This window comes from Olsenella sp. Marseille-P4559, from assembly GCF_900605015.1.
Taxonomy (GTDB): Bacteria; Actinomycetota; Coriobacteriia; order Coriobacteriales; family Atopobiaceae; genus Tractidigestivibacter.
In genome coordinates this window covers 900469-924715 of sequence record NZ_LR027573.1, presented here as the reverse complement: position 1 = coordinate 924715, position 24247 = coordinate 900469, and the positions used below count along the sequence as shown (strand labels likewise).

The 24247-nt window shown below is 62.0% G+C and carries 18 protein-coding genes and 1 tRNA gene; 18 read left to right on the top strand and 1 reads right to left on the bottom strand.

Translation table 11 applies throughout. The annotated features are described in order from the left end of the window. From E0E00_RS14665 to E0E00_RS04220, 10 genes are all read left to right on the top strand, one after another. The coding region (locus tag E0E00_RS14665; RefSeq protein ID WP_207302659.1) for a hypothetical protein at positions 1-227 on the top strand (227 nt) is incomplete at its 5' end. 75 nt (positions 228-302) lie between these two features. Then, entirely contained in the window at positions 303-620 is a 318-nt protein-coding gene (locus tag E0E00_RS04260) for a YbaB/EbfC family nucleoid-associated protein (RefSeq protein ID WP_130811674.1), read from the top strand. A gap of 2 nt (positions 621-622) precedes the next feature. Next, a complete protein-coding gene (recR, locus tag E0E00_RS04255) occupies positions 623-1228 on the top strand; it encodes a recombination mediator RecR (RefSeq protein WP_130811311.1) in 606 nt (201 codons plus the stop codon). A gap of 52 nt (positions 1229-1280) precedes the next feature. Further along, positions 1281-2126: a hypothetical protein gene (locus E0E00_RS04250; protein ID WP_130811310.1), complete on the top strand. Its 846-nt coding sequence runs from the start codon at positions 1281-1283 to the stop codon at positions 2124-2126. A 446-nt stretch (positions 2127-2572) separates the two neighbouring features. Continuing rightward, positions 2573-2649: transfer RNA gene (locus E0E00_RS04245), tRNA-Asp, on the top strand. A gap of 221 nt (positions 2650-2870) precedes the next feature. Beyond that, positions 2871-3632 (top strand): HAD family phosphatase, encoded by a 762-nt coding sequence (locus E0E00_RS04240; RefSeq protein ID WP_130811309.1) that lies wholly within the window; start codon positions 2871-2873, stop codon positions 3630-3632. A 2-nt stretch (positions 3633-3634) separates the two neighbouring features. After that, entirely contained in the window at positions 3635-4114 is a 480-nt protein-coding gene (locus E0E00_RS04235) for an Rrf2 family transcriptional regulator (RefSeq protein ID WP_130811308.1), read from the top strand. Further along, entirely contained in the window at positions 4111-4992 is an 882-nt protein-coding gene (locus E0E00_RS04230) for an adenine glycosylase (protein ID WP_242622125.1), read from the top strand. Before E0E00_RS04235 ends, E0E00_RS04230 begins: the two co-directional genes overlap by 4 nt. Before the next feature lie 90 nt (positions 4993-5082). Then, positions 5083-5628 (top strand): rubrerythrin, encoded by a 546-nt coding sequence (gene rbr / locus E0E00_RS04225; RefSeq protein ID WP_130811307.1) that lies wholly within the window; start codon positions 5083-5085, stop codon positions 5626-5628. A gap of 352 nt (positions 5629-5980) precedes the next feature. Beyond that, on the top strand, positions 5981-7300 hold the full coding sequence (locus E0E00_RS04220; protein WP_130811306.1) for an O-acetylhomoserine aminocarboxypropyltransferase/cysteine synthase family protein: 1320 nt from the start codon (positions 5981-5983) through the stop codon (positions 7298-7300). Positions 7301-7924: 624 nt separating this feature from the next. On the opposite strand, the gene nth is transcribed toward E0E00_RS04220, so the two are convergent. Continuing rightward, positions 7925-8602: an endonuclease III gene (gene nth / locus E0E00_RS04215; RefSeq protein WP_130811305.1), complete on the bottom strand. Its 678-nt coding sequence runs from the start codon at positions 8600-8602 to the stop codon at positions 7925-7927. Between the two features lie 352 nt (positions 8603-8954). Between nth and glgB the strand changes: the two genes are divergently transcribed. From glgB to E0E00_RS04175, 8 genes are all read left to right on the top strand, one after another. Further along, positions 8955-11126: a 1,4-alpha-glucan branching protein GlgB gene (gene glgB, locus E0E00_RS04210; RefSeq protein ID WP_130811304.1), complete on the top strand. Its 2172-nt coding sequence runs from the start codon at positions 8955-8957 to the stop codon at positions 11124-11126. 131 nt (positions 11127-11257) lie between these two features. Continuing rightward, the gene (locus E0E00_RS04205; protein WP_130811303.1) at positions 11258-13687 is read left to right on the top strand and encodes a glycogen/starch/alpha-glucan phosphorylase; all 2430 of its coding nucleotides are present in this window, start codon (positions 11258-11260) and stop codon (positions 13685-13687) included. Between the two features lie 73 nt (positions 13688-13760). Next, the gene (locus E0E00_RS04200) at positions 13761-14906 is read left to right on the top strand and encodes a glucose-1-phosphate adenylyltransferase (RefSeq protein WP_130811302.1); all 1146 of its coding nucleotides are present in this window, start codon (positions 13761-13763) and stop codon (positions 14904-14906) included. Positions 14907-14909: 3 nt separating this feature from the next. Then, positions 14910-16004 (top strand): glucose-1-phosphate adenylyltransferase subunit GlgD, encoded by a 1095-nt coding sequence (gene glgD / locus E0E00_RS04195; RefSeq protein ID WP_130811301.1) that lies wholly within the window; start codon positions 14910-14912, stop codon positions 16002-16004. 11 nt (positions 16005-16015) lie between these two features. Further along, positions 16016-17515 carry a glycogen synthase GlgA gene (glgA, locus tag E0E00_RS04190; protein WP_130811300.1) on the top strand — a complete coding sequence of 500 codons (1500 nt, stop codon included), beginning with the start codon at positions 16016-16018 and terminating at the stop codon, positions 17513-17515. A 3-nt stretch (positions 17516-17518) separates the two neighbouring features. Next, positions 17519-20794 (top strand): 4-alpha-glucanotransferase, encoded by a 3276-nt coding sequence (locus E0E00_RS04185; protein WP_130811299.1) that lies wholly within the window; start codon positions 17519-17521, stop codon positions 20792-20794. 194 nt (positions 20795-20988) lie between these two features. Continuing rightward, positions 20989-22803 (top strand): phosphotransferase, encoded by a 1815-nt coding sequence (locus tag E0E00_RS04180; protein ID WP_130811298.1) that lies wholly within the window; start codon positions 20989-20991, stop codon positions 22801-22803. A 25-nt stretch (positions 22804-22828) separates the two neighbouring features. Continuing rightward, positions 22829-23773, top strand: coding sequence for a DMT family transporter (locus E0E00_RS04175; protein ID WP_130811297.1), 945 nt, complete (start codon positions 22829-22831; stop codon positions 23771-23773). Positions 23774-24247 lie beyond the last annotated feature (474 nt).

Sequence of the window (24247 nt, the reverse complement as noted above, 5' to 3'; positions counted from 1 at the left end):
CCACCCCGGCTCCGCAGCCGAAGCCGGCCCCAACCCCGACTCCAATCCCCAAGCCTGCTGCGGCCCAAGCCCCGCCCGCCAAGGCACCCGCAGACGATGCCCCGGTCCTCACCGAGGAGTTTGCAAGCATCGCGGCTATGCTTGAGGATGCGTTTGGCGGCTCGGTCGTCGTGAAGCCTGACGACCATGGGGCGCCCTCGGCATCTGACGGGGAAGGCACGGATTAGCTTTCCCAAGAGCTTCCACCAGAACACAACCAACAGGAGGAACACATGTCCAAGGGATCTAGAGGCGGCTACAACATGGGTGGCATGAACCGTAACCAGATGATGGCCCAGGCCCGCAAGATGCAGGAGCAGCTTGCCGCGGCGCAGCAGCAGGCCGCGTCAGCCGAGGTCTCGGCCTCGGCCGGTGGCGGCACGGTGAAGGTTACGGCCACAGGCGACCTTCGCCTCACCTCGGTGACCATCGACCCACAGGCGCTCGACCCAGAGGATGCCGACATGCTGCAGGACATGATCCTCGCCGCGGTGAACGATGCCCTCGAGCAGGCAGAGTCTGCCACCGAGAAGGCCATGAGCGCCGTTACCGGCGGACTTAACATCCCGGGGCTCTTCTAGGGATGGATCAGCTCAACGACGGCCACGCACTCCAGCGTCTTCTCGATGAGCTGGGCAGACTTCCTGGTGTGGGACCCAAGTCCGCCCAGCGCATCGCGTACTACCTTCTCGAGGCAGATGCCGAGGAGGCGCGCAGGCTTGCCACGGCAATCCTCGAGGTAAAGGAGCAGGTCCACTTCTGTCCCATCTGCTTTAGCTACGCCACGCACGATACCTGTGACGTATGCTCCGACGCCTCGCGCGACCGCACGACCATCTGCGTGGTCTCCGAGCCGCGTGACGTCTCGGCCATCGAGCGGACGGGCAGCTACCACGGGCTCTATCACGTGCTTGGGGGCGTCATCTCGCCCATGGACAAGATTGGCCCCGAGCAGCTCCACGTGAGGGAGCTGCTTTCCCGCTTGGCATCGGGCGAAGCCCAGGAAGTGATTCTCGCCACCAACCCGGACGTCGAGGGCGAGACGACCGCCACGTATCTCTCGCGCATCATCCGCCCGCTTGGCGTTCGCGTGTCTCGCCTTGCCAGCGGGCTGCCTGTGGGAGGGGACCTGGAATATGCCGACGAGGTGACGCTTGGCCGCGCTATCGAGGCGCGCCACGAGATGTAGCGCGCGGAGGGGCTAGGATGGTACTGGTTCGAGAAGCACAGGGGGAGACGAGATGAGCTACGCATCCAATGGCGAGAAGTACAGGCGCTCCGCGCATGCCGTGCACGCTGCAGGCAGGCGCGCCGTTGGCGGTGCGCCCAGGAGTGGTGCGCACGCAGCCCCCGAGGACATCGACGATGGCGCAGCCCCGCGTCAGAGCGCCGCTCCCGCAGGCTCCCTCGAGACCCTCTCCGCCGGTCAGGGCGCACGCGTTACCACACGCGACAATGCCACCGAGGCAGCCGACATCGCACGCGATCGCGCCGCCGAGCGCTCTCGCAACCGTCGGCTTAGCGGACGCAACAGGCCTAGCTATGGGCATGAGCCCCAGCGCAAGTCCCCCGACGTGAAGTCGGTCCTGCTCGTTGTTGCGGGTGTGGTGGGGCTCTTCGTGATTCTCGCCATCGCGGCCTTTGTCACGTTCCTCAATGCCCAGGACACCCCCCAGTCCCAAGAGACCACGACCACCGTGGAGGAGCCGCAGCAGGCACAGACCACCGCCGACGGCACCGTTACGTATCAGGGTATTACCTACAGCATCGAGGCCACCGAGGCCGGAGGGTACGCTGTGATGGGCACCGACTCCCAGGGCAACAAGTCGCAGGAGTTCACCGTCGAGGGCACACCCGTCTCGCTCATCCTCTACAACTCGGTCATCGTGGTTCCCGAGAACAAGTCCAACGGCACGTGGGACGTGGTGGCCTACACGATTGGCGGTGACTCGGCGCCCATGTCGGTCGTCGACTCTTCTGGCAACGCCATCACGGGTACGGGCACTATCTCTTCTGCCTCGCTTGATGGGTCCGTTATCCATGTGACGGACTCGAACGGTACGACCACAGACGTCGCGCTCGAGTAGGGGGGTGCGGCGATAGCGGGGGCGGCTGTGGCTGTGACTGTGGCGAGAAATTCTCATCGTGCGTACTCACAGGTGTACTTTTCTGCCCGTTGGGACCTTCGGAAGCGGGGGTGTGGTAGATACTTCCCCTTGTGCGTACGCATAAGCCTTAACCTCCGACACGTCTCTTCTCGGCAACTGGGCAGATGCGATGGCCCTGTCAGAACTTGTCAATCGTGCGTACGCAGAAGGGGAGTAATTTGCCAGCGCGGGGTTCCAAGGCCCGCCTTAGGGCAGAAAACCGCACGTGTGCGTACGCACGACGGCTACCTTTTGCCGCAAGCTCCTACGGGGAAGATCCCCGCGAACGGCAACGCATGGCATCTGTGGCATCCACAAAACTTCTCCATAGTTCTGGCTAGACAGATCTCGCATTCCCTGCGTATAATAGCTCCCGCAACGCGCGAGGGGTATTAGCTCAGCTGGTTAGAGCGCCGGCCTGTCACGTCGGAGGTCGCGGGTTCGAGTCCCGCATATCCCGCCATTGTAGATTCTAGGAGCCCCGAAAGGGGCTTCTTTCATACCCATGCGTACCACGGTCGCCAAACTGCACCGCAATCCGCGGCCTCTCTGGGGCATATTGTGACAGGCTGCCCCCAATCGCTTCAATTGATACGGTAAATAGTACAATTGATTCAACCGCTGATGCCGCACTGGTATCATTGGAGCAATACGATTTCCGAGAGCACTATGGAGACGCACAGCATGCTCGCTTCCACAGACGATAGCGCGCAACCGCAGAGAAAAGCCAGGCTTGCCGTGTTCGACTTCGATGGCACGTCCATTGACGGCCAGTCTGGCGCGCTCTTCTCGGTGTACCTGTGGCGTCACGGGCTCATGTCCGTCCCGCGCGCCCTTGCGCTCAGTTGGTGGGGGCTGCGCTACAAGCTGCATCTGCCGCAGAGCCAGGACGAGGCACGCGAACTTGTCTTCGGGGCACTCGAAGACCTGGGCCATCGCGACATCGACAAGATCATGCACGAATTCCATGAGAGCGTCCTCAAAGACCGCTATCGCCCCGAGGCTCTGGCAGAGGTTGCCAAGCGGCGCAAGGAAGGCTGCGTTACCCTGCTCGTCTCGGCAACGTTTGCACCCATCGCAGCCGATGCAGCCAAGACCCTAGGGGCAGATGACTACATCGCCACGGGCATGGAGTGTGACGCAGACGGCAACTATACCGGGCGTGTCGCAGGCACCGTGGTACAAGGCCCCGAGAAGGTCGTGGCCGTTACTCGCTGGGCGGATGCTCACCTTGGCAAGGGTGCATGGACCCTTGCGTATGCCTATGGCGACCACCACACAGACGCCACGCTCCTCTCGGCGGCAGCAAAGTGCTATGCAGTGTGCCCAGGGGAGACGCTTCGAAAGTTGGCACGACAGCATGGCTGGGAAGTCCTCGAGTGGGGCGACTCTCCAGCAAAGATGGGTCCGAAGAAGGGGCTAGCCCGTCGGGCTGCCAGGAGGTAGAAATGGAGATCTCGAGAAAGACCGATTACGCGCTCCGCATGCTTGCGTCGCTTGTCCAGAACCCGGACGGCGTTGTGTCGGTGCGCACGGCGGCGAAGGACAACGATGTCCCGTACTCGTTTGCCCGCTCCATCCAGCACGACCTTGCTTTGGCGGGTGTCGTGGAGAGCACGCGCGGCGCACATGGCGGCATGAGGCTGGCCGTCGACCCGCGCACCACGTCGCTCTTGAGGATCGTGGAGGCGGTCCAAGGGCCAATCGTGATATCTGTCTGTGACTTTGCCGGAGATGATGGTGGCCCTTGCCCTCGCATGGCCGAGTGCCACTTCAACCCCGTCTGGTGCAACGCCGAGCGCATGCTGCGTGACTACTTTGGCTCCGTGTCCCTCTACCAGGTCGTGATGGAGGGCAAGGTCCCGCAGATGACGGGCTCGTTCAGAGCCATGGGTCGCGGGCATCGGCAGAAGGCTGTTGCCGAGTGACGCCAGCGCTGCCCCCAGAAGTCCTTGCTGCGTTTCGCGCGACCGTGCTGGCACGCGGGCGCGAGCTCTACCGCGACTTGCCGTGGCGGCGGACGAGAGACCCCTATGCCATCTGGATCTCGGAGGTCATGCTCCAGCAGACGCAGGTCTCGCGTGTCGACGGGCGCTGGCAGCACTGGCTTGAGTTCTTCCCCACGACAGACGCGCTGGCCTCTGCGGACGCGGCGGACGTGCTCGACGAGTGGCAGGGCCTGGGCTACAACAGGCGTGCGCTCTCGCTCTGGCGAGCAGCGCAGGAGGTCTCTGCTGCAGGTGGTCACATGCCGTCCGACGATGCTGCCCTGCGCGCGCTTCCCGGCATCGGGCCGGCTACGGCGGCGGGGATTCGCGCCTTCGCCTTTGACCTCCCGGGCGTCTATCTCGAGACCAACGTGCGCACCGTCCTTCTCCACGAGCTCTTCCCGGAGGAGCAGTCCGTTTCGGATGCGACGTTGGCGCCCATCGTGCGCGCGACCTGCCCGTCGGACGCCGACAATCCGTCGGACGACCCACGCACCTGGTACTATGCTTTGCTCGACTACGGGGCGCACCTCAAGGCTACTGTCCCTAATCCCTCGCGACGCTCTCGCTCGCACGTGAAGCAGTCTCGATTCGAAGGCTCTCACCGACAGAAGCGTGCGGAGGTCCTGCGCATCCTCCTCGCTCACCGAGATGATCCGCGTGGCGGCGTGGACCTTGATACTCTTTGCGTGGAGCTTTCCCGCATGGAGTGCGCAGCGGGTAGAAGAGGTGTGAGTACGTCGGATGCCCAAGCGTTGTTGGCAGAGCTTTCGAGAGAGGGATTCTGTCATAATCACAGTAGCATTTGGTGTACCTGATGCTACCATGTGTATCACCTGCGCAAGCAGGAGGGATCCGAAAGGGGGATCCCGACGTTTCCCCAGTGGCGGGGAAGGAGAGGAGCGGTAATGGCAGTCGATTTCGAGAGCTCTCAGACCAAGAAGAACCTCGAGGCAGCGTTTGCAGGCGAGTCCCAGGCAAGCCGCAAGTATTCCTACTATGCCAGCAAGGCCAAGAAGGAGGGCTACGTCCAGATCTCTGACATCTTCACCGAGACTTCTGGCAACGAGTCCGAGCACGCCAAGCTCTGGTTCAAGTACCTGCACGACGGCGACGTGCCCGACACCCTGACCAACATCAGGGATGCTGCGGCTGGCGAGAACTACGAGTGGACCGACATGTACAAGGGCTTCGCCGAGACTGCCGACGAGGAGGGTTTCAAGGAGATTGCTGCCAAGTTCCGTCTGGTCGGTGAGGTCGAGAAGCATCACGAGGAGCGCTACAACAAGCTCGCCGAGCGTGTTGAGAAGGGCGAGGTCTTCAACCGTCCGGGCGTCAAGGTTTGGAAGTGCCTCAACTGCGGCCACCTGCACGTTGGCCCCGAGGCTCCCAAGGTCTGCCCGGTCTGCAACCACCCGCAGAGCTACTTCGAGGAGCAGGCGATCAACTACTAGCACCTCGTTGCTCATCACATGCCCTGCGCCCGTCCTCATGTTGAGGATGGGCGCTTTTTTGTGTGACCTTGCAGGGGCATGCGTTGCCAGACACGGCAAAATCACTGGTCAGGAAATATCTTTGAAATCGATAGCCAGTTGCTATCAAACACTCTACCAATACTGGTAGATTTTGCCGCCATAAGCGTTACTATGCAGGTCATGAAAAAGACGGTGACATATACAGCGTTATCGGGGAATCAGATGCCATAGCCCGAGAAGAGACGCCGCAGTGCGGTGACTGGTCTCGGGCTTCCTCGCTTCCCACACGCTCGGCGCAGATGGCGCCACCATCAAAAAAAAGGAGAACATCATGGCCTTCGAACTCAACCCCGACTTTGCTAAGGATCCCGAGAGGCACTTCAACACCCTGCAGGTTCACGCCGGCTGGTCACCTGATCCCGTTACCGGCGCGGCAGCCCTTCCTGTCTACGCCTCGGCCGCATTCCAGTTTGACGACGCCGCCGACGGTGCCGCCAAGTTCGCGCTTGCCAAGCCCGGCAACGTCTACGGCCGCCTGACCAACACCACCACCGATGCCGTTGCCGCCCGCATTGCCGCGGTGGAGGGTGCCGCCGGTGCTGTGGCCGTTGCCTCTGGCCACGCCGCCGAGATTCTCGCCCTCACCAACCTGGCTGGCACCGGTGACGAGATTGTTGCCTCCGACTCCCTCTACGGCGGCACGTGGAACATCTTCCTTCACACGCTGGGTGACCTTGGCGTCAAGACCACGTTCGTCGAGAACAACGACATCGACGCCTTTGTCGCCGCCACCACGCCCAAGACCAAGCTCTGGTACGTTGAGACCATCGGCAACCCCCTCGTAGACGTGGTCGATGTCCCCGCCATCGTCGAGGCGGCCAACGCGCTTCCCAGCCCCGTGCCCGTGTTTGTGGACAACACCTTTGCCACACCGTATATCTATCGTCCGGCAGAGGATGGCGCGGCAGTCGTGATTGAGTCTCTCACCAAGTGGATTGGCGGCCACGGCGCAACGCTTGGCGGGGCCGTTGTCGATACGGGCAAATTCAACTGGAAGCAGGACCCCGAGAAGTGGCGCACCATCGCCCAGCCCGACCCGTCCTACCACGGCGTGGTCTTTGCCGACGCGGCACCTGCCGCCCCGTTTGCCACCCGCGTGCTCGCCAACAAGCTCCGCGACTTTGGCCCTACGCTCTCCCCGTATGCGGCTCAGCTCATTGGCCTGGGCATCGAGGACCTCTCCCTGCGCGTCCAGCGTCACTCCGACAACGCGCTTGCCGTTGCCAGGTGGCTCAAGGAGAATCCCAAGGTCTCCTGGGTGCGCTACTCCGGACTCGAGGGCGACCCCTCGCACGAGGTCGCGAGCCGTATCCTGCACCACGGCTTTGGCGGCGTAGTGGTCTTCGGCGTCAAGGGCGGGCGTGAGGCTGGCCTCAACGTGGTGAACAATGTGAAGCTCTTCACGCACCTCGCCAACGTGGGTGACGCCAAGTCCCTCATCATCCACCCCGCCTCCACCACGCACTCCCAGCTCACGGCCGAGCAGCTCCAGGCCGCGCACCTCTCCGAGGACCTCATCCGCCTGTCCATCGGCATCGAGGACGTGGATGACATCATCGCCGACCTCGACCAGGCCATCGCCAAGGCATAGGGGGCTGGCAGCGACTCGCCGGTCCTGTGCCTAGCCTACATGGGCTTGCTGCATTCGGGTCCCGTTGCCGTTTGGCGCCGGGGTCCGATGCCGTGGCGGGCGTCCGTGGGCCTTGGGGCAAAGGTTCGGGCTTGTGCGTACGCACGACGCGGGCTTCTCGCCAAAAGACGCTCTCAGGAGGGCTGGCTGGGCAGGATGTTCCCGCTGTGCGTACGCACGACGCGGATTTTCTGACAAGGGCTTCGTGTTTGCCCAGTTGGGCGAGAGGTGCCTGACAGCAGGCGGAGGTTGTGCGTACGCACGATGCGGGTTTCTCGCCAGCAAGCAGCCCCAGGGCTCCCATCTGCCAAATAGCATCGGTTGTGCGTACGCACGACGTCGCTTTTCTGCCGCGCCCGTCGTCCCCTGCCTCTTCCCGCGAGAGGCAGCGAGTTTGCCTGCGCAACCGTTGACGGGGTCCTGCAGTCTGACATTGGCTCTCCGACGGGGGCGGGACGCAAGGCAACCGGGTGGTGCGCGTGACGTGCAACACCGACCTGCTCGTTGGTGCAACGGGAACGTCGTGTGCCGATGCCCCTATCGACAATGGCAACGCTGACAACCCCGCAGGGTTACTTCTTCCCGCTACTGCTTCCGCTTGGTGTAGCGGTCGGGCCTTCCCGCGCTGGGGCAGATGTCTGCCATGGGGCATCCCACGCACTTGGGGGCGCGTGCGGTGCACACGTCTCGCCCAAAGTGGATCCACTCCTCGTTGACCGGTCCCCAAAGCTCGCGCGGGATGATGTCGAGAAGGTCCTTCTCGGCATCAAGCGGCGTCTTTGCCCTCGTGAGGCCAAAGCGCGTGGCCAGACGGTATACGTGGGTGTCGACGGCGATGCCGTCCACCACGCCAAAGGCCTTGTTGAGCACGATGTTGGCAGTCTTTCTCCCCACACCCGGCAGCTGGCAGAGCTCCTCCATGGTACCGGGCACCTCTCCGCCAAAGTCGGAGACGATCATCTGTGCCGCCTCGACGCAGTGACGCGACTTTGCACGCCAGAATCCGATCGTGCGTATGACCTCGCCAACCTCCTCTGGGTCTGCGGCTGCCATGGATTGCGGGTCTGGCCAGCGGCGGAAGAGCTCGGGTGTCACGCGGTTCACAGCGGCGTCGGTTGTCTGCGCCGAGAGAAGCACGCAAATCACGAGCTCAAAGGGGTCCCTAAACGAGAGAGCGCTCTCAGCGTCGGGATAGAGCTCGCCCATGCGCCGGCAGATCTCGCAGGCGCGCTCGCGCTTGGACGACTTTGACTCCCTGGACATCCCAACCCCCTTCTCTGACACTCTTGCTGTGCGGAGTCTATCGCTTTTTGCGTGAGAGGACGGGTCACATCGAGTAGTGGGTGCGGAGACGGGCCTGGTATGGAGCCACACCCCGATGCAGAGTTCATCGCTTTTCCCGAATCTGCGGCCGCTGCCGTCCGATAACCGCCCGCACCGCGCATTGCGCCGTTCGCACCCCCATGTGGAACCGTTCCCGCAGTCATTGGCTCAACACTTGTGCGACCTCAGCCGATTTGCGTTTATGGAATATAATTGGAGAAAACGGGGTGGGCGTCCAATAAGCTGCACGTCACGCCCCATGGGGGACACAAACGACGCGTAAGGAGCGAGCATGCAGACTCGTGACAGTTCTCTGTACCTGAGCGGCGACGATCTCTACCTGCTAGCAAAGGGCGAGTGGTATCGCAGCTATGACAAGCTGGGCGCACACCAGGCCGTCGACGAGAATGGCACCGGGGGCTTCCACTTTGCCGTGTGGGCACCTGGGGTTAAGAGCGTCCACGTAATCGGCGAGTTCAACGATTGGGACGAGGGGGCCAACCCGCTTGCCAAGACCAAGACCGGTGACGTGTGGGAGGGCTTCGTCCCTGGTGCCGAGATGGGCTCCCTCTACAAGTTTGCCATAGAGACAAACTCCGGCGCCCGGCTCTACAAGGCAGACCCGTACGCGTTCCTTGCCGAGAAGGTACCTGGCACGGCGTCGCGCACCTATGACATCAATGGCTATGCGTGGGGCGACAAGGCCTGGCTCGCCCAGCGTGCCAAGGCCGATAAGCTCAAGAGCCGCCTCAACATCTACGAGGTGCATCTTGGATCCTGGCGCCGCCACGGCGACGAGCCCCAGGGAGACCCGCGCCCCGATGGCACCTACCCTGGCCCTGGCGACCCGTTCCCCGCACAGCGTGGTGAGTTCTACTCGTATGACGATCTCTCTGTCGAGCTTGTCGACTACGTGCGCACCATGGGCTACTCGCACATCGAGCTCATGCCCGTTATGGAGCATCCGTTTGACGGCTCGTGGGGCTACCAGGTGACGAGCTATTTTGCTCCCACCTCGCGCTACGGCGAGCCCAAGCAGTTCAAGCACTTCATCGACGCCTGCCACAAGGCCGGCATTGGCGTCATCCTCGACTGGGTGCCCGGCGGCTTCTGCGCAGACGAGCAGGGCCTTGCCACCTTTAACGGCGAGATGCTCTACGAGAACGAGATTCATCCCAACTGGGGCACGCACAAGTTTGACTTCTCGCGCGGACAGGTGCGCACCTTCCTGATCTCCAACCTGCTCTACTGGGTGGACGAGTACCACGCCGACGGCATCCGTATGGACGGCGTGACCTCCATGCTCTACCTCAACTTTGGTGTGGACGACCCGCGCCTCAAGAAGTTCAACGCGCGTGGTACCGAGGAGGATGACGACGCCATAGCGTTCATCCGCCAGTGTAACTCCACGATGGGCAAGTACTACCCAGACGTCTCGATGATTGCCGAGGAGTCCACGGCGTGGCCGCTCGTGACCTACCCGCCCGAGGACGGTGGCCTGGGCTTCAACTTCAAGTGGGACATGGGCTGGATGAACGACACGCTGCACTACATGCAGACCGACTTCCCCTATCGTCCGGGCAACCACAGGCTGCTTACCTTCTCGACCATGTACCAGTTCAACGAGAACTTCCTGCTGCCGCTGAGCCACGACGAGGTGGTCAACGGCAAGTGCTCGCTCATCACGCGCATGCCCGGTGACTACTGGCGCCAGTTCGCTGGCATGAGGGTGCTTGCCTTCTACCAGATGACGCATGCGGGCGGCAAGCTCAACTTCATGGGCAACGAGATCGCCCAGTTCATCGAGTGGCGCTACTACGAGGGAATCCAGTACTTCCTCGCCGAGCAGTATGACACGCATCGCCACCAGCAGCAGTTCATCGCCGCCCTCAACGCGTTCTACAACGCGCACCCTGCGCTCTGGCAGCGCTCCTACACAAGCGGCGGCTTCGAATGGATCGACGCCGACAATGCCAAGCAGTCGGTCATCTCGTTCATCCGTAAGGGCGACAACCCCAAGGACGACCTCGTCATTCTCATCAACTTTGATGTCAATGCGCGCGAGGGCTTCCGCCTTGGCGTGCCCGAGGAAGGCTACTACGATGAGGTCTTCAACTCCGATGCCGAGCAGTTTGGCGGCTCTGGCGTGGTCAACGTTGGCAAGCTCGAGACGAGCGAGACGGTGTGGAACGGCCGTAAGCAGTCCGTCATCGTCCGCGTTCCTCCCCTCGGTGGCCTTGTCCTGCGCCGTACCGACGCTCTGAGGAAGCGTCGCACCACAACCACGAAGGCCAAGTCGTCTGCCGGTGCGACAAAGAAGCCCGCGAGCAAGGCCGAGAAGTCCACTACGGCCAAGAAGCCTACAGTCAAGAGGCCCGCAAGCAAGGCCGCTGCCCCCAAGGCGGCTGCCGCCAAGAAGCCCGCAACGCGCCGCGCGTCCTCCGGAGGGACGACAAAAAAGTAAGAAAACCGCTTTCGTCATGTCATGCGTACCATTCAACGTGCACATGACGAAAGCGCTCGTATAATGTGACGGGAACGTTCCCATATCTTCATCGGGGCGTTCCGGTCTGCAAGACATAACATTGGAGTCGCATGGCACAGGGAAAGATCTTTAGGGACACCGCGGATTTCGAGAAGCAGTATCGCGAGGCTTGCATGGCAGACCTCAGCAAGAAGTTCGAGGACTGCACTGCGCTCGAGCGCTACCAGGTGCTCGCAACGCTCATCGCCAAGAAGTCGCGCAATATTGGCATCGCAACCCACGAGAAGGGCGAGAAGAAGGTCTACTACTTCTCCCTCGAGTTCCTTTTGGGGCCCCTGCTTGACAACTACCTGCTCAACCTTGGCGTCCATGACGTCGTCGCCAAGGGCGTGGAGGACATGGGAGGCTCCCTCGAGACCATCTGCCGCCAGGAGGCAGACCCTGGCCTCGGCAACGGCGGCCTTGGTCGTCTCGCCGCGTGCTTCCTCGACTCCATGGCCCATGAGGGCATCGCGGGCTACGGTAACGGCATGCGCTACCAATACGGACTTTTCCGCCAGGTCATTGAGGGTGGCCGTCAGGTCGAGAAGACCGACAACTGGCTTGAGAACGGCTTCCCTTGGGAGTCTCGCCGCGACTCCAACACGGTGATCGTCCAGTTTGGCGGCGAGGTCGTGCGCCACGAGGACGAGACAGGCCGCTACTGGTTTATCCAGGAGGGCGGCGAAAAGGTACGCGCCGTCCCGTACGACGTGCCCATCGTTGGCTACGGCACCAAGAAGGTCAACCGCCTGCGCCTCTGGAGCGCCGAGCCCTACGAGGAGAACTTCGACCTCGACGCGTTCAACGCCGGCGACTACGCCAAGGCGAACAAGTTCCGCTCCGACGCCGAGGCCATCTCGACCATCCTTTACCCCAATGACTCCGGCGAGCACGGCAAGATTCTGCGCCTCAAGCAGGAGTACCTGTTTGTCTCCGCAGGCCTCCAGACCATCCTCGCCACCTACGAGCGCGACTTTGGCCCCGACTGGGAGCACCTTGCCGACCACGTGGCCATCCACACCAACGACACGCACCCTGCAATGTGCGGCCCCGAACTCATGCGCCTGCTGGTTGACGGGTGCGGCGTGGACTTCGGCCTGGCATTCAAGATCGCCAAGGCGACCATCTCCTACACCAACCACACGGTCATGCCCGAGGCACTGGAGAAGTGGCCCATCAACACCTTCCGTGCCCTCATGCCGCGTCTGTACATGTTCATCGAGGAGATTGACCGCCGCTACCGCGAGAACTTCCCCCACACTTCCCCCGACTGGGGCGAGATGCTCAAGAGCACGGCCATCCTGTGGGACGGCCAGGTCCGTATGGCGAACCTCTCCATCATCTTCAGCCATTCGGTGAATGGCGTCTCCGCGCTCCACACGGGCATCCTCGAAGAGGGCGTGCTCAAGGACTTCTACCGCCTGTACCCCGAGATGTTCAACAACAAGACCAACGGCGTCTCTCACCGTCGCTTCCTCACGGAGGCAAACCCCTCCTACGCCGGTCTCATCTCCGGTGCCATTGGCAAGGGCTGGCTGGACGATGCCTGCGAGCTCGAGAAGCTCACGGCCCTCGAGGGTGATGCGGGCTTCCTGGACGAGATGGAGAAGGCAAAGCGCACCGACAAGGAGCGCCTTGCGGCCTATATTCGCGAGACCTCCGGCGTCGAGCTTGACTGTTCCATGGTCTTCGATGTGCAGGTGAAGCGCTTCCATGCCTACAAGCGCCAGCTTCTCAACGTGTTCAAGATCCTGGACATCTACAACCGCGTCCTGGCCGACCCGCACTTCGACCCGCGCCCCACGGCGTTCATCTTCTCGGGCAAGGCAGCCCAGAGCTACACCTTTGCCAAGGAGGTTATCCGCCTCATCAACTCGGTCGCCGACGTGGTGAACAACGACGCCCGCACGAACGACAAGATCAGGGTCGCCTTTGTCCCCAACTTTGCCGTGTCGAGTGCCCAGCTCATCTACCCTGCCGCCGAGATCTCTGAGCAGATCTCGACTGCTGGCACTGAGGCGTCTGGCACCTCGAACATGAAACTCATGATGAACGCAGCCATCACCCTTGGCACCTACGATGGCGCCAACGTCGAGATCGCCAAGCTCGTGGGTGATGACAACATCAAGATTTTTGGTCTGCGCACCGAGGAGGTCGAAGCCCTGCGCACCTCTGGCTGCTACTTTGCATGGGACCAGTACAACGCCGACCGCGAGCGCCTTGGTCGCGTGGTGGATATGCTCTCCGATGGCTCCCTTGCACACCTCTCGGGCAACTTCGAGAGCATCCACGACTACCTCATGGCGAGCAACGATCCGGACCTCGTTCTGCGCGACTTCCGCTCCTATGTTGACGCTTGGGACGAGCTCACAACCGCCTACGGAGACCGCGGCGCATGGAACCGGGCTGCGCTGCACAATACCGCCAAGGCGGGATACTTCTCTAGTGACCGAACTATTCGCGAGTACATGGCGGATATCTGGCATATTAAGGCGTAGGAATCACCCCGCGGTCCTGCGGGTTGAAGGTACGAGGCATGTGTTGGGACGACAGAAGGAAATGGGGGACCTTATGAGCAAGAAGGAATGCATAGCGATGCTTCTTGCCGGTGGGCAGGGCAGCAGGCTCGGTGCGCTTACCAGTAACGTGGCAAAGCCTGCAGTCTCGTTCGGGGGCAAGTTCCGCATCATCGACTTCGCGCTCTCCAACTGCGCGAACTCGGGCGTCACAACGGTGGGTGTGCTCACGCAGTACCGTCCGTATCTCCTGCACTCCTACATTGGTACCGGCGAGGCCTGGAACCTCGACGAGCGTGACGGTGGGGTCTCCATCCTCCCGCCATACGCCACCCAGACCGGCGGCGCCTGGTATGAGGGCACGGCAGACGCCGTGACGCAGAACCTTGGCTACATCGAGCAGAACGACCCAGATTACGTGCTTATCCTCTCTGGTGACCAGCTCTACCGCATGGATTACGGCAAGATGCTCGAGAACCACAAGCGCCACAACGCCGACCTCACCATCGCGGTTATGCCCGTGCCTTGGGAGGAGGCCTCGCGCTTTGGCATCATCACCCAGGACGAGGACGAGCGCATCGTCAAGTTCACCGAGAAGCCCAAAAAGCCCGATTCCAACCTCGCCTCGATGGGCATCTACATCTTCAACACCGACCTTCTCGTGAGTTCGCTCAAGGAGGATGCTATCGACCAGACCTCCGAGCACGATTTCGGAAAGGACATCATCCCCAAGCTCCTGGCAGACGGCAAGCGTCTGTATACCTACGAGTTCAACGGCTTCTGGCGCGACGTGGGTACCATCTCGAGCTACCACGAGACGAGCATGGACCTTCTCGGGCCCAACCCCGCATTCGATCTCTACAGCCAGGACTTCCCCATCATGAGCAACGCCTCCACGAGGCCGCCTGCGTATGTTGGGTGCGACGGTGACGTCGATGACTGTCTGGTTGCCAATGGCGTGCAGGTATTCGGTAAGGCCAAGCACTCGATTCTCTCGGTTGACGCTTACGTTGGCGAGCATGCCACGGTTGCCGACTCCGTCCTGCTCCCCGGTGCTGTCGTGAAGAACGGTGCGCACGTCGTCCGCGCGATCCTGGGCGAGAACTCTGTCGTCGAGGAGAACGTGGACCTTGGTAGCGTCGACTCTACGAAGGACACGGCCGTCATTGGGAATGACGTCGTTGTCGGGAAGGGGGAGTAAGCAATGGATAAGGTCATAGGTCTCATTACGTGCAACTACTCGGCCAAGTCTCCGAGCGCACTCGTCGAGAGCCGTCCGGTCTCGTCCATGCCGTTCCTTGGCCGCTATCGTCTGGTCGACTTCCCCCTGTCTAACATGGTCAACGCTGGCCTGCGTACGGTGGGCATAGTCATGCCGTACAACTACCGCTCGCTTATCGACCACGTTGGGTCCGGCAAGGACTGGGGGCTTGACCGCAAGAACGGCGGCCTCTTCATTCTGCCTGGCTCTGCCTTTGGCACCTCACGCACGGGTGCGCGCTTCCTGCTGCGCGACCTTGTCCACAACAAGGTCTTCTTCACGAGGTCGAAGTCCGACTATGTGGTCTTCTCGACCGCCAACTTCGTGTACAATATCGACCTCGACGGGCTGTACGACGCCCATGTGGCCTCTGGTGCCGACATCACCGTGCTCGTGAAGCAGGCCAGCGGCAACGACGCCGACGTCACCGGCTTTGGCCTTGACGGCTCTCGCGTCACAGGCGTGAAGCACGGCGTTTCCTTTGGCGATACCGCTTTCCTCGACTGCTTCCTCATCAGCCGTCAGCTCCTGCTCGACATGTTCGACTGGTACGCTGCCACCGATTACCTCGACCTGTTTGAGGCCATGGCCAACGACTATGGTCGCGTGAACGTCCAGGCGTACAACTTTGACGGCTATGCCGCTGCGGTGTTCAACAAGAAGAGCTACTACCGCTCCAACATGGACGCCCTTGACCCGCGCATCAACGCCGAACTCTTCCCCGAGGGTCGCTTCATCAAGACCAAGGCGCACGATACCTCTCCCGCAAGGTTCGAGGTTGGCTCCCACGTCACCAACTCGCTCGTCTCGGCCGGCTGCCGCATCTTCGGCAGCGTGGGCGATTCTGTCCTGGGCCGCAACGTGATCGTTGAGAGCGGCGCCACCATTCGCGGCTCCGTGGTGATGCAGGACTGTGTCATCAAGAGCGGCGCTCGCGTCGAGAACGCGATTGTCGACAGGAACAACCTCGTCCCAGCGGGCACCGAGCTTCGTGGCACCCCTGAGGACGTGCTCGTCAAGGAAAAGGGTCGCGAGTAAAGGTGGAGACCATGCCAACAAGCGCACACCGCAGGAAGCTGAGGGTTCTCTTCGCATCCTCAGAGGCGGTGCCGTTCGCCAAGACCGGCGGCTTGGGCGACGTGGCGGGCTCCCTCCCGCGCGCGCTCAAGCACGCTGGTGCCAAGGCGGCAGTGATTATGCCCAAGTACGGAACGATCCCCCAGGAGTACAAGGGCCGCATGAAGCACGTTGCGGACTTCTATGTGCCCCTAGCCTGGAGGAACGTCTACTGCGGCATCGAGAAGCTCGAGCTGCAGGGGCTCGACTTCTACTTCGTGGACAACGAGGCGTACTTCAAGCGCGATAGCCTCTACGGTTACTTCGATGATGGCGAGCGCTTTGCGTTCTTCGCAAAGGCCATCTGCGAGGCCATCGTCAAGGTCCCCGAGCTTGCGTGTGACGTCTTGCACTGCAACGACTGGCAGACGGCGCTCTGCCCCGTCTTTCTCCGCGAGTTCTATCGCGGCGCTCCGCAGTGCAGCGACGTGAAGACGGTGATGACGGTCCACAACATCAAGTTCCAAGGTCAGTACGGCGACGACATGCTCTCCGACGTGCTCGGCCTTGCCGACGTTCCCGCGGCACGTGACCAGCTCTACTGCGACAGGGACTCGATCAACTTTATGAAGGGCGGCCTGTGCTACGCGGACGCCCTCACCACCGTGAGCCCGAGCTATGCCTACGAGCTGCAGATGCCGTTCTACGGGGAGGGGCTTGACCCCATCTTCCGCAGGCGTTCCGGCATCCTCACGGGCATCCTCAACGGGATTGACACCAACATCTGGAGTCCCAAGACCGATGGCATGATCACGGCGAATTACTCTGCCGAAGACCTTGCCAACAAGGCCGAGTGCAAGCGCGCCCTCCAGGAGGAGCTTGGCCTTCGGCAAGACCCCACGCGTCCGCTTGTGGTGATGATCGGTCGCCTCACCAACCAGAAGGGCCTGGGCCTTGTCCGCTATGCCATGGATGGCATCATGAAGCGCGGCGTCCAGGTGGCCATCCTTGGCACCGGTGACGCGGACCAGGAGGAGGCGTTCCGTTACTTCGACCAGAAGTATAGCGACATGATGTGCGCACGCATTGCCTTTGACAACGCGCTCTCGCACCGCATGTACGCAGGCGGTGACATCCTGCTTATGCCGTCCGAGTTTGAGCCCTGCGGCCTCTCCCAGATGATTGCCATGCGCTATGGCACGCTTCCGCTCGTGCGCGAGACGGGCGGCCTGCGCGACTCGGTGGCCCCGTACAACAAGTTCACCGGTGAGGGCACAGGCTTCCGCTTCTCCAACATGAACGCGGACGAGATGTCCGACACGCTCCTAGGGGCCTGCGAAATCTTCTGGACGAATCCCGAGCTCTGGACTAAGCTCATGCTTCAGGCCATGGCGACAGACTTCAGCTGGCGCCGTGCCGCGAACGACTACATGGACATCTACCACGGACTTCATCCAGAGGTCATTAGGTACAACAAGAGAAGAGACAGGTAAGGCTTGAAGGCGCGTCACGTAACTTCCGACAGGGAGTACCGATATCCCTTTGGCGCCGTCCGGTTGGGCGGCGCCGTTACTGTAGGCATTGACGTCTGGGATGACGAAGTCGTGTTCTGCACGCTTCGCACCTGGGCCGATGGCATTGGCGAGCGCTTGTTCGAGATGCATGGCGAGAGGCGCGGCAGCGTAACGCACTTCTCGGTCACCTTCACGCCGGAGCGTACCGGCGTCATCTGGTACAGCTTCGACATCGAGGCGTCGGATGGTGCCGTATGGCGCTACGGCGCACAACCCGGCTGGACCACCGGCGAGGGCGCGTTTGCCTACGGAGACCCGCCGTCGTTCCAGATCACGGTCTACAAGCAGCGCGCCATCCAGCCCAACTGGTATCGCGGCGGCATTGTCTACCAGGTCTTCCCCGATCGCTTTTTCCGCGGAAAGGACTGGCGGCACAGGGTCGATGTGGCCATGGAGCGCCCGCACATCGCGGGTCCCGGCCGCACGCTGGTTGACGATTGGTCAACCCCGCCCAGCTACGACAAGGACGAGAACGGCCGCATCAAGCATTGGGACTTCTATGGCGGCACGCTTGAGGGCGTCCGCGAGAAGCTGCGCTACCTCAAGGACCTTGGCGTGACGGTCATCTACCTCAACCCCATCTTCGAGGCGGCGAGCAACCACCGCTACGACACCGGTGACTACATGGCGATCGATCCCATGCTGGGGAACGAGGAGAGCTTCCGCCGCCTGTGCGTGGATGCCGAGGAGATGGGTATCTCGGTGATCCTGGACGGCGTGTTCAACCACACCGGATGCGATTCTCGCTACTTCAATAAGTATGGCAACTACCCGGATTCTGTGGGCGCCTATCAGGACGTGGACTCTGTCTACCGCTTGTGGTACACCTTCCGCGACGACGGGACGTACGACAGCTGGTGGGGCGTGGACGACCTGCCGACCATCAACGAGAACGATCCCTCCTACCATGCGTTCATTTGCGGCCGCGAGGGCGTAGTGCGCCGCTGGCTGCGCGACGGCGCGCGCGGTTGGCGCCTGGACGTGGCCGATGAGCTGCCGGACTCGTTTATCGCCGACATCAAGCATGCGGTGCTCGCCGAGAAGCCCGACGGCCTTCTCATCGGAGAGGTGTGGGAGGACGCCAGCAACAAGACGGCCTACGGGACGCTTCGCCAGTATTTTGAGGGCTCTGAGCTTGACGGCACGATGAACTACCCGCTGCGCAAGGGGCTTCTCGCCTTCATGCGCAACGAGATTGGCGCGCAGGAACTCACGCGGCGTTTGGAACAGCTGGGCGAGAACTACCCAGGCCAAGCGCTCTACAGCGAGCTGAACCTGCTGGGAAGCCATGACCGTGCGCGTCTGTTCACGATGCTCGGCGGTGCTCCCAACCCCGATGCGCTCTCCGAGTCGGAGTGTGCGTCCTATAGGCTGGACCCCGGTCAGCGAAACCTTGCCAAGAGTCGCCTCTGGGCCATTACGCTGCTGCAGATGACCCTGCCTGGCGTCCCTTGCATCTACTACGGAGACGAGTGTGGCATGGAGGGGTTCCGCGACCCCCACAACCGCGCGACGTATCCGTGGGACGGCGGCGACAAGGACTGCTTCGACATCTACCGCAATGCCATTGCCGTGCGCAAGACGCTTGACGTGCTGGTGGACGGCAGGTTTAACCCGTTTTCCGTTGGCGATGACGTGTTTGGCTTTTGGCGCAGGAGCCGCATCAAGAGCGACTGCGTCTGCGTGCTTGTCAATGCGAGCCTGCATGTCTCTCGTACCGTACGCGTGCCCATCGAAAGCGGCATGGAGGTCTCCGACGTCATCTCCGGCCAAGATCCCAAGGTCTCTCAGGGCCAGGCCGAGGTCTTCCTTTGGCCACTGGGGACGGCGGTGCTCCACTTCCACAGGCACGAGCGCCTGCAGAAGCCTCTTGAGCGCGGCATGGGCGTGCTGTGCCATGTGACCTCGATTCCCAACGACGGCAAGCCGGGAACGTTGGGGGCACCCGCCAGGCGCTTCGTCGATTGGCTTGCCAGCTGCGGCCAGCGCTACTGGCAGGTGCTTCCGGTGAACCCCACCGACGAGTACGGCTCGCCCTACGCGGGCCTGGCTGCCTTTGCGGGCAACATCGCCCTTCTCGAGCGTAATCCCGAGGAGGTCCTTGCCGATGACGCGCTCTTTGGCGACGGTCGCTTTGTGGAGTTCTGCGATGACAACGACTACTGGCTCACCCCCTATGCTACCTTCTGCGCGCTCAAGGACAAGTTCGACGGTGCGCCGTGGCAGCTGTGGCCAGAGCAGTATCGCGGGTATTCTCCGCACCTGGCAGATGACCCCGAACTTGCCGTGGGCATCGAGATTACGTGCAAGCTGCAGTTTGAGTTTCAGCGCGAGTGGAACGAGCTTCGGGCGTATGCCGCCGAGCGAGGCGTGCGCATCGTGGGCGATATGCCCATGTACGTCTCGCAGGACTCTGCCGACGTGTGGAGCGAGCCCGACATCTTTGACATCGACGCGGACGGACGTGCCGCGATGCAGGCCGGCGCTCCGCCCGACCAGCTTTCCACCGAGGGCCAGCTCTGGGGCAACCCCACCTACGACTGGGATGCCCTGCGCTCTGATGGCTACGATTGGTGGCTCCGCAGGCTTGACCGAGCCTTCAAGCTCTATGACTACGTGCGGCTGGATCACTTCATTGGGTTCTCCTCGTACTATGCGATCGAGGCGGGCAAGCCGGCAACCGAGGGTTCGTATGCCTTCGGGCCAGGGGCAAACCTCTTCCGTGCCGCAAACAGGCTCTTCGGCGGCCTGCCACTGATTGCCGAGGACCTGGGCAACGTCACGCCGGCGGTGCGTGCGCTTATCGCCGAGACGGGCGTGCCCGGCATGAGCATTGTGCAGTTTGCCGACCAGGACGTTCGCAAGGAGTTCACGCCCGGCAAGGGGACTGTGGTCTACACGGGCACGCACGACACCGAGACGCTCGTTGGCTGGTGCGCCCGAAGCTTCGCAGGCGGCGATGAAGAGAAGGCTGCCGAGCTTGCGCGTGACATCGAGCGTCGTACTGTTGGCGTGGAGAACGATGTGGTGATTATGCCGCTGCAGGACGTGCTGCTCCTAGGCGATGACGCGCGCATGAACGTGCCTGGCGTGGCCGAGGGCAACTGGACGTGGAGGGCCACCGAGAGCGACGTGCGTGCCGCAACCGAATGGCTGAATGAGCTTGCGGACGGCTCGGGAAGGGCCGTCGAGAGGTAAGCGCCATGCTTGCGTGGCCTGGGGGCCTGGTGGTCGCGTGTCCGCCGGGCCCCCAGGCGGCAGAACCAGCTGCCCAGCTCGCGGTTATGACAAACTCAATCTAATTGAATATTTTCTTAAGCTCCCTGTTGGCGTTCAGTTATGATAGTCGTCATCTTTTACCTGAACCTTACCTTAGTCAGAAGGATTCGACCATGGCACTCACGCGCAAAGAGTTCGATGTCTTGAGTTCTCTGGCCACCAGGGGGGATGGCGACAGGGCGGAGCCCTCGGAGTTCGCTGGCCTTCGCACCTCGGGGCTTGTCATGGACAATGGCCTTACGGACCTCGGCCGCATGGCGCTCGAGCCATACCGCGTGGACAACGCAATCATCATGGCAGCGGGCCTCTCGTCCCGCTTCGTGCCCGTCTCGTACGAGCGTCCCAAGGGGCTCACAAGCGTGCGCGGCGAGGTTCTCATCGAGCGCCAGATTCGCCAGCTCCACGAGGCCGGTATTACCAACATCACCGTTGTCGTGGGCTACCGGGCGGGGGAGTTTTCCTACCTCGAGGGCAAGTTCGGCGTTCGCCTGGTCACGAACGACCTCTATGCCGAACGAAACAACAACTGGACGCTGTGGCTTGTCCGCAGCCAGCTGAGCAACACCTACGTGTGCTCCTCGGACGACTACTTCATGCAGAACCCCTTTGAGCCCTACGTCTACAAGGCCTACTACGCTGCGGTGTACGTCGATGGTCCCACGGACGAGTGGTGCCTGGGCACCAACGAGGACGGAAGGATCGTCTCGGTAGACGTGGGTGGGTCCGACGCTTGGGTCATGCTCGGCCACGTGTACTTCGACCAAGCCTTCTCGGCCGCGTTTGTGGACATCCTTGGTAAGGTCGTGTCGGATCCGCCGTATGGCAAGGCGCACGCGGGGGACCTGTGGGAGGCAATCTTTGCCAGCCACCTCGATGAGCTCGACATGGAGATTCGCCACTACCCCGAGGGCATGGTTCAGGAGTTCGACTCGCTCGACGAGCTTGCCGCCTTCGATCCCGAGTTCTTGGATACCGTCACGTGTCAGCCGCTCGACGATGTGGCGCTTGCCCTGGGCTGTGATCGCTCGGACCTGCACGACTTCTATCCCGTGACCAAAGGGCTTACCAACCAGAGCTTCCACTTCTCCGTTGGCAAGCGGGAGTACATCTACCGCCGGCCCGGCCGAGGCACCGAGAAGTTCATCAATCGCAAGGCCGAGACGGATGCGGACACCGTGGCCCGCAACCTTGGCATTGACCGCACCTTCATCTGCGAGGACCCGGAGCGCGGCTGGAAGCTCTCGCATTTTGTCGCGGACGCAAGGAGCGTGGACCCCTTCAATCCCGACGAGGTCGCGCGCGCCATGGCGCTTGCAAGGCAGATCCACGAGTCCGGTGCCAGCATCGACACCAGCTTCGACTTCTTTGCCGACGGCTTGGGCTATGAGCGTCTGCTTCTCGAGCATGGTCCCATTGCCATCCCCGGCTACCACGGGCTTCGCGAGAAGATCGTTCGCCTAAACGCGCTCTCCTCGGCGGACGAGGGCTTCCCCACGTGCTTCTGCCACAACGACTACCTGCCGCTTAACTTCCTCATCGGCAAGGACGGCTCCATGAACGTAATCGACTGGGAGTTTGCCGGCATGGGCGACCCGGGCAACGACACGGCTACGTTCATCATCTGCTCTCAGTACGATGAAGCGCAGGCCAACGCTGCTATCGACGCCTACTTTGGACGCCCGGCAACCTTTGGGGAGCGTCGCCACTTCTGGGCCCGCGTGGTGCTGGGCGGCTGGTGCTGGTACGTGTGGGCGCTCGAGAAGGATGCCGAGGGCGCTGGTGTGGGTGAGTGGCTCGACATCTACAAGAGCTACGCCACGACCTATATAGACGAGGTTCTCTCTTGGTACGAGAGGGATGACGCCTCGAAGGCGGGGCGCGGCGCTGCCCGTCGCGCAAGTGACGGCATTGCCGCAGACAATCGTTGACGAAGACTATCCGAGAGGGGAACACATGCCCTATGGGTTTGGAGCAGCGCTCACCTGGGCGCTCGACACGGTGATTCTTGGCATGGCACTTGCCGGCCCAGCGTTTTTCTCGTCGCCCCAGGGAATTGCGCTCGCAGCGTTTACCAGCACCTTCCTGCACGATGCCTGCTCTGCAGTCTTTGCGTTTGGCTATATGGGCCTGCGTCATAAGCTCGGCGAGACCTGGAAGACCCTGCGGAGCAAGGCGGGGTTGGTCATTGTGGTCGCGGCCCTCATCGGCGGCCCTGTGGGCATGACGGGGTACGTGCTTGCCATCAACAACATTGGTCCTGCGTATACAGCTGCCATCTCGGCATTCTTCCCGGCGTACGGCGCGGCGCTCGCCGCGCTTGTGCTCAAGGAGCGCATGCGCCCCTACCAGTGGGTGGGCCTTGCCGTGTGCCTGGCTGCCGTGGCGGTTCTGGGTTGGACGCCTGTTGACGGGGTGCCCGGAAGCTGGACCACGGGCATTGTCGGCGCACTTGTGTGCGTGCTTGGCTGGGGCACCGAGGCCGTGGTGATCGACTGGGGCCTGCGCAACGCGAGCGTGGACGACGAGTGTGCCATGCAGATCAGGCAGACCACCTCGGCCATCGCGTATGCGCTCGTCATTTTGCCGCTCCTGGGCGGCTGGCCCAGCGCGATTGAGGTTCTTTCCTCAAGCTCCATGCCCACCATCGCGCTTGCCGCGCTCTCGGGCACGGTGTCCTACCTGCTCTACTACAAGGCGATCGCAACGATTGGCGCTTCGAGGGCCATGGCGCTCAACATCACGTACTCCGCGTGGGCTATCCCGTTCTCGATGCTGCTCTTGGGCACCATGCCCGACGTGCGTGGGGTTGTGTGCGCTACCGCGATCATCTTGGGTGCGATAGCCGCTGCTACGGACGTGAGACCGCTTCTCTCCCGCGGGAAAGGGGCCTCGGCGTAGGCGCGGGGCAGGCGGCGTTCGTGCTTCAGGAAAGGCCGCAGCTCAGTTGTATCCTCTCGGAGAGCCACAGGCTTGCTGCCTAGTGAGCTCGAACAGCGGCTTGGAATTCGTTGCGCCCTGAGCCGCCATGGCGCCCCGCACCCCTCGCGGCAATCTGCCACGTGTTTCTGTCGGGGCACCGGACCAGTCGATGCACAAAACTGCCCTAGCGCTGGGAATTTCCGTCTCGCGTGCACAAAAACGGTCTAGCGCGGGGCACTTTGCAGCACCAACATCAAAGGTACAACTATATTATGCATAATAGTGCATTTTGATGACAATGTATGCAGTTTAATGGAACTATAATTCAATAGTTGATCCTATGGTCACCAAAAGACCCCGCGATAGACCGTTTTTGTGCATGGGCGCTCCGATTTCCCAGCGCTAGGGCAGTTTTGTGCATCGCGTCGTGGACGATGGCCTCGAGGAGAGACG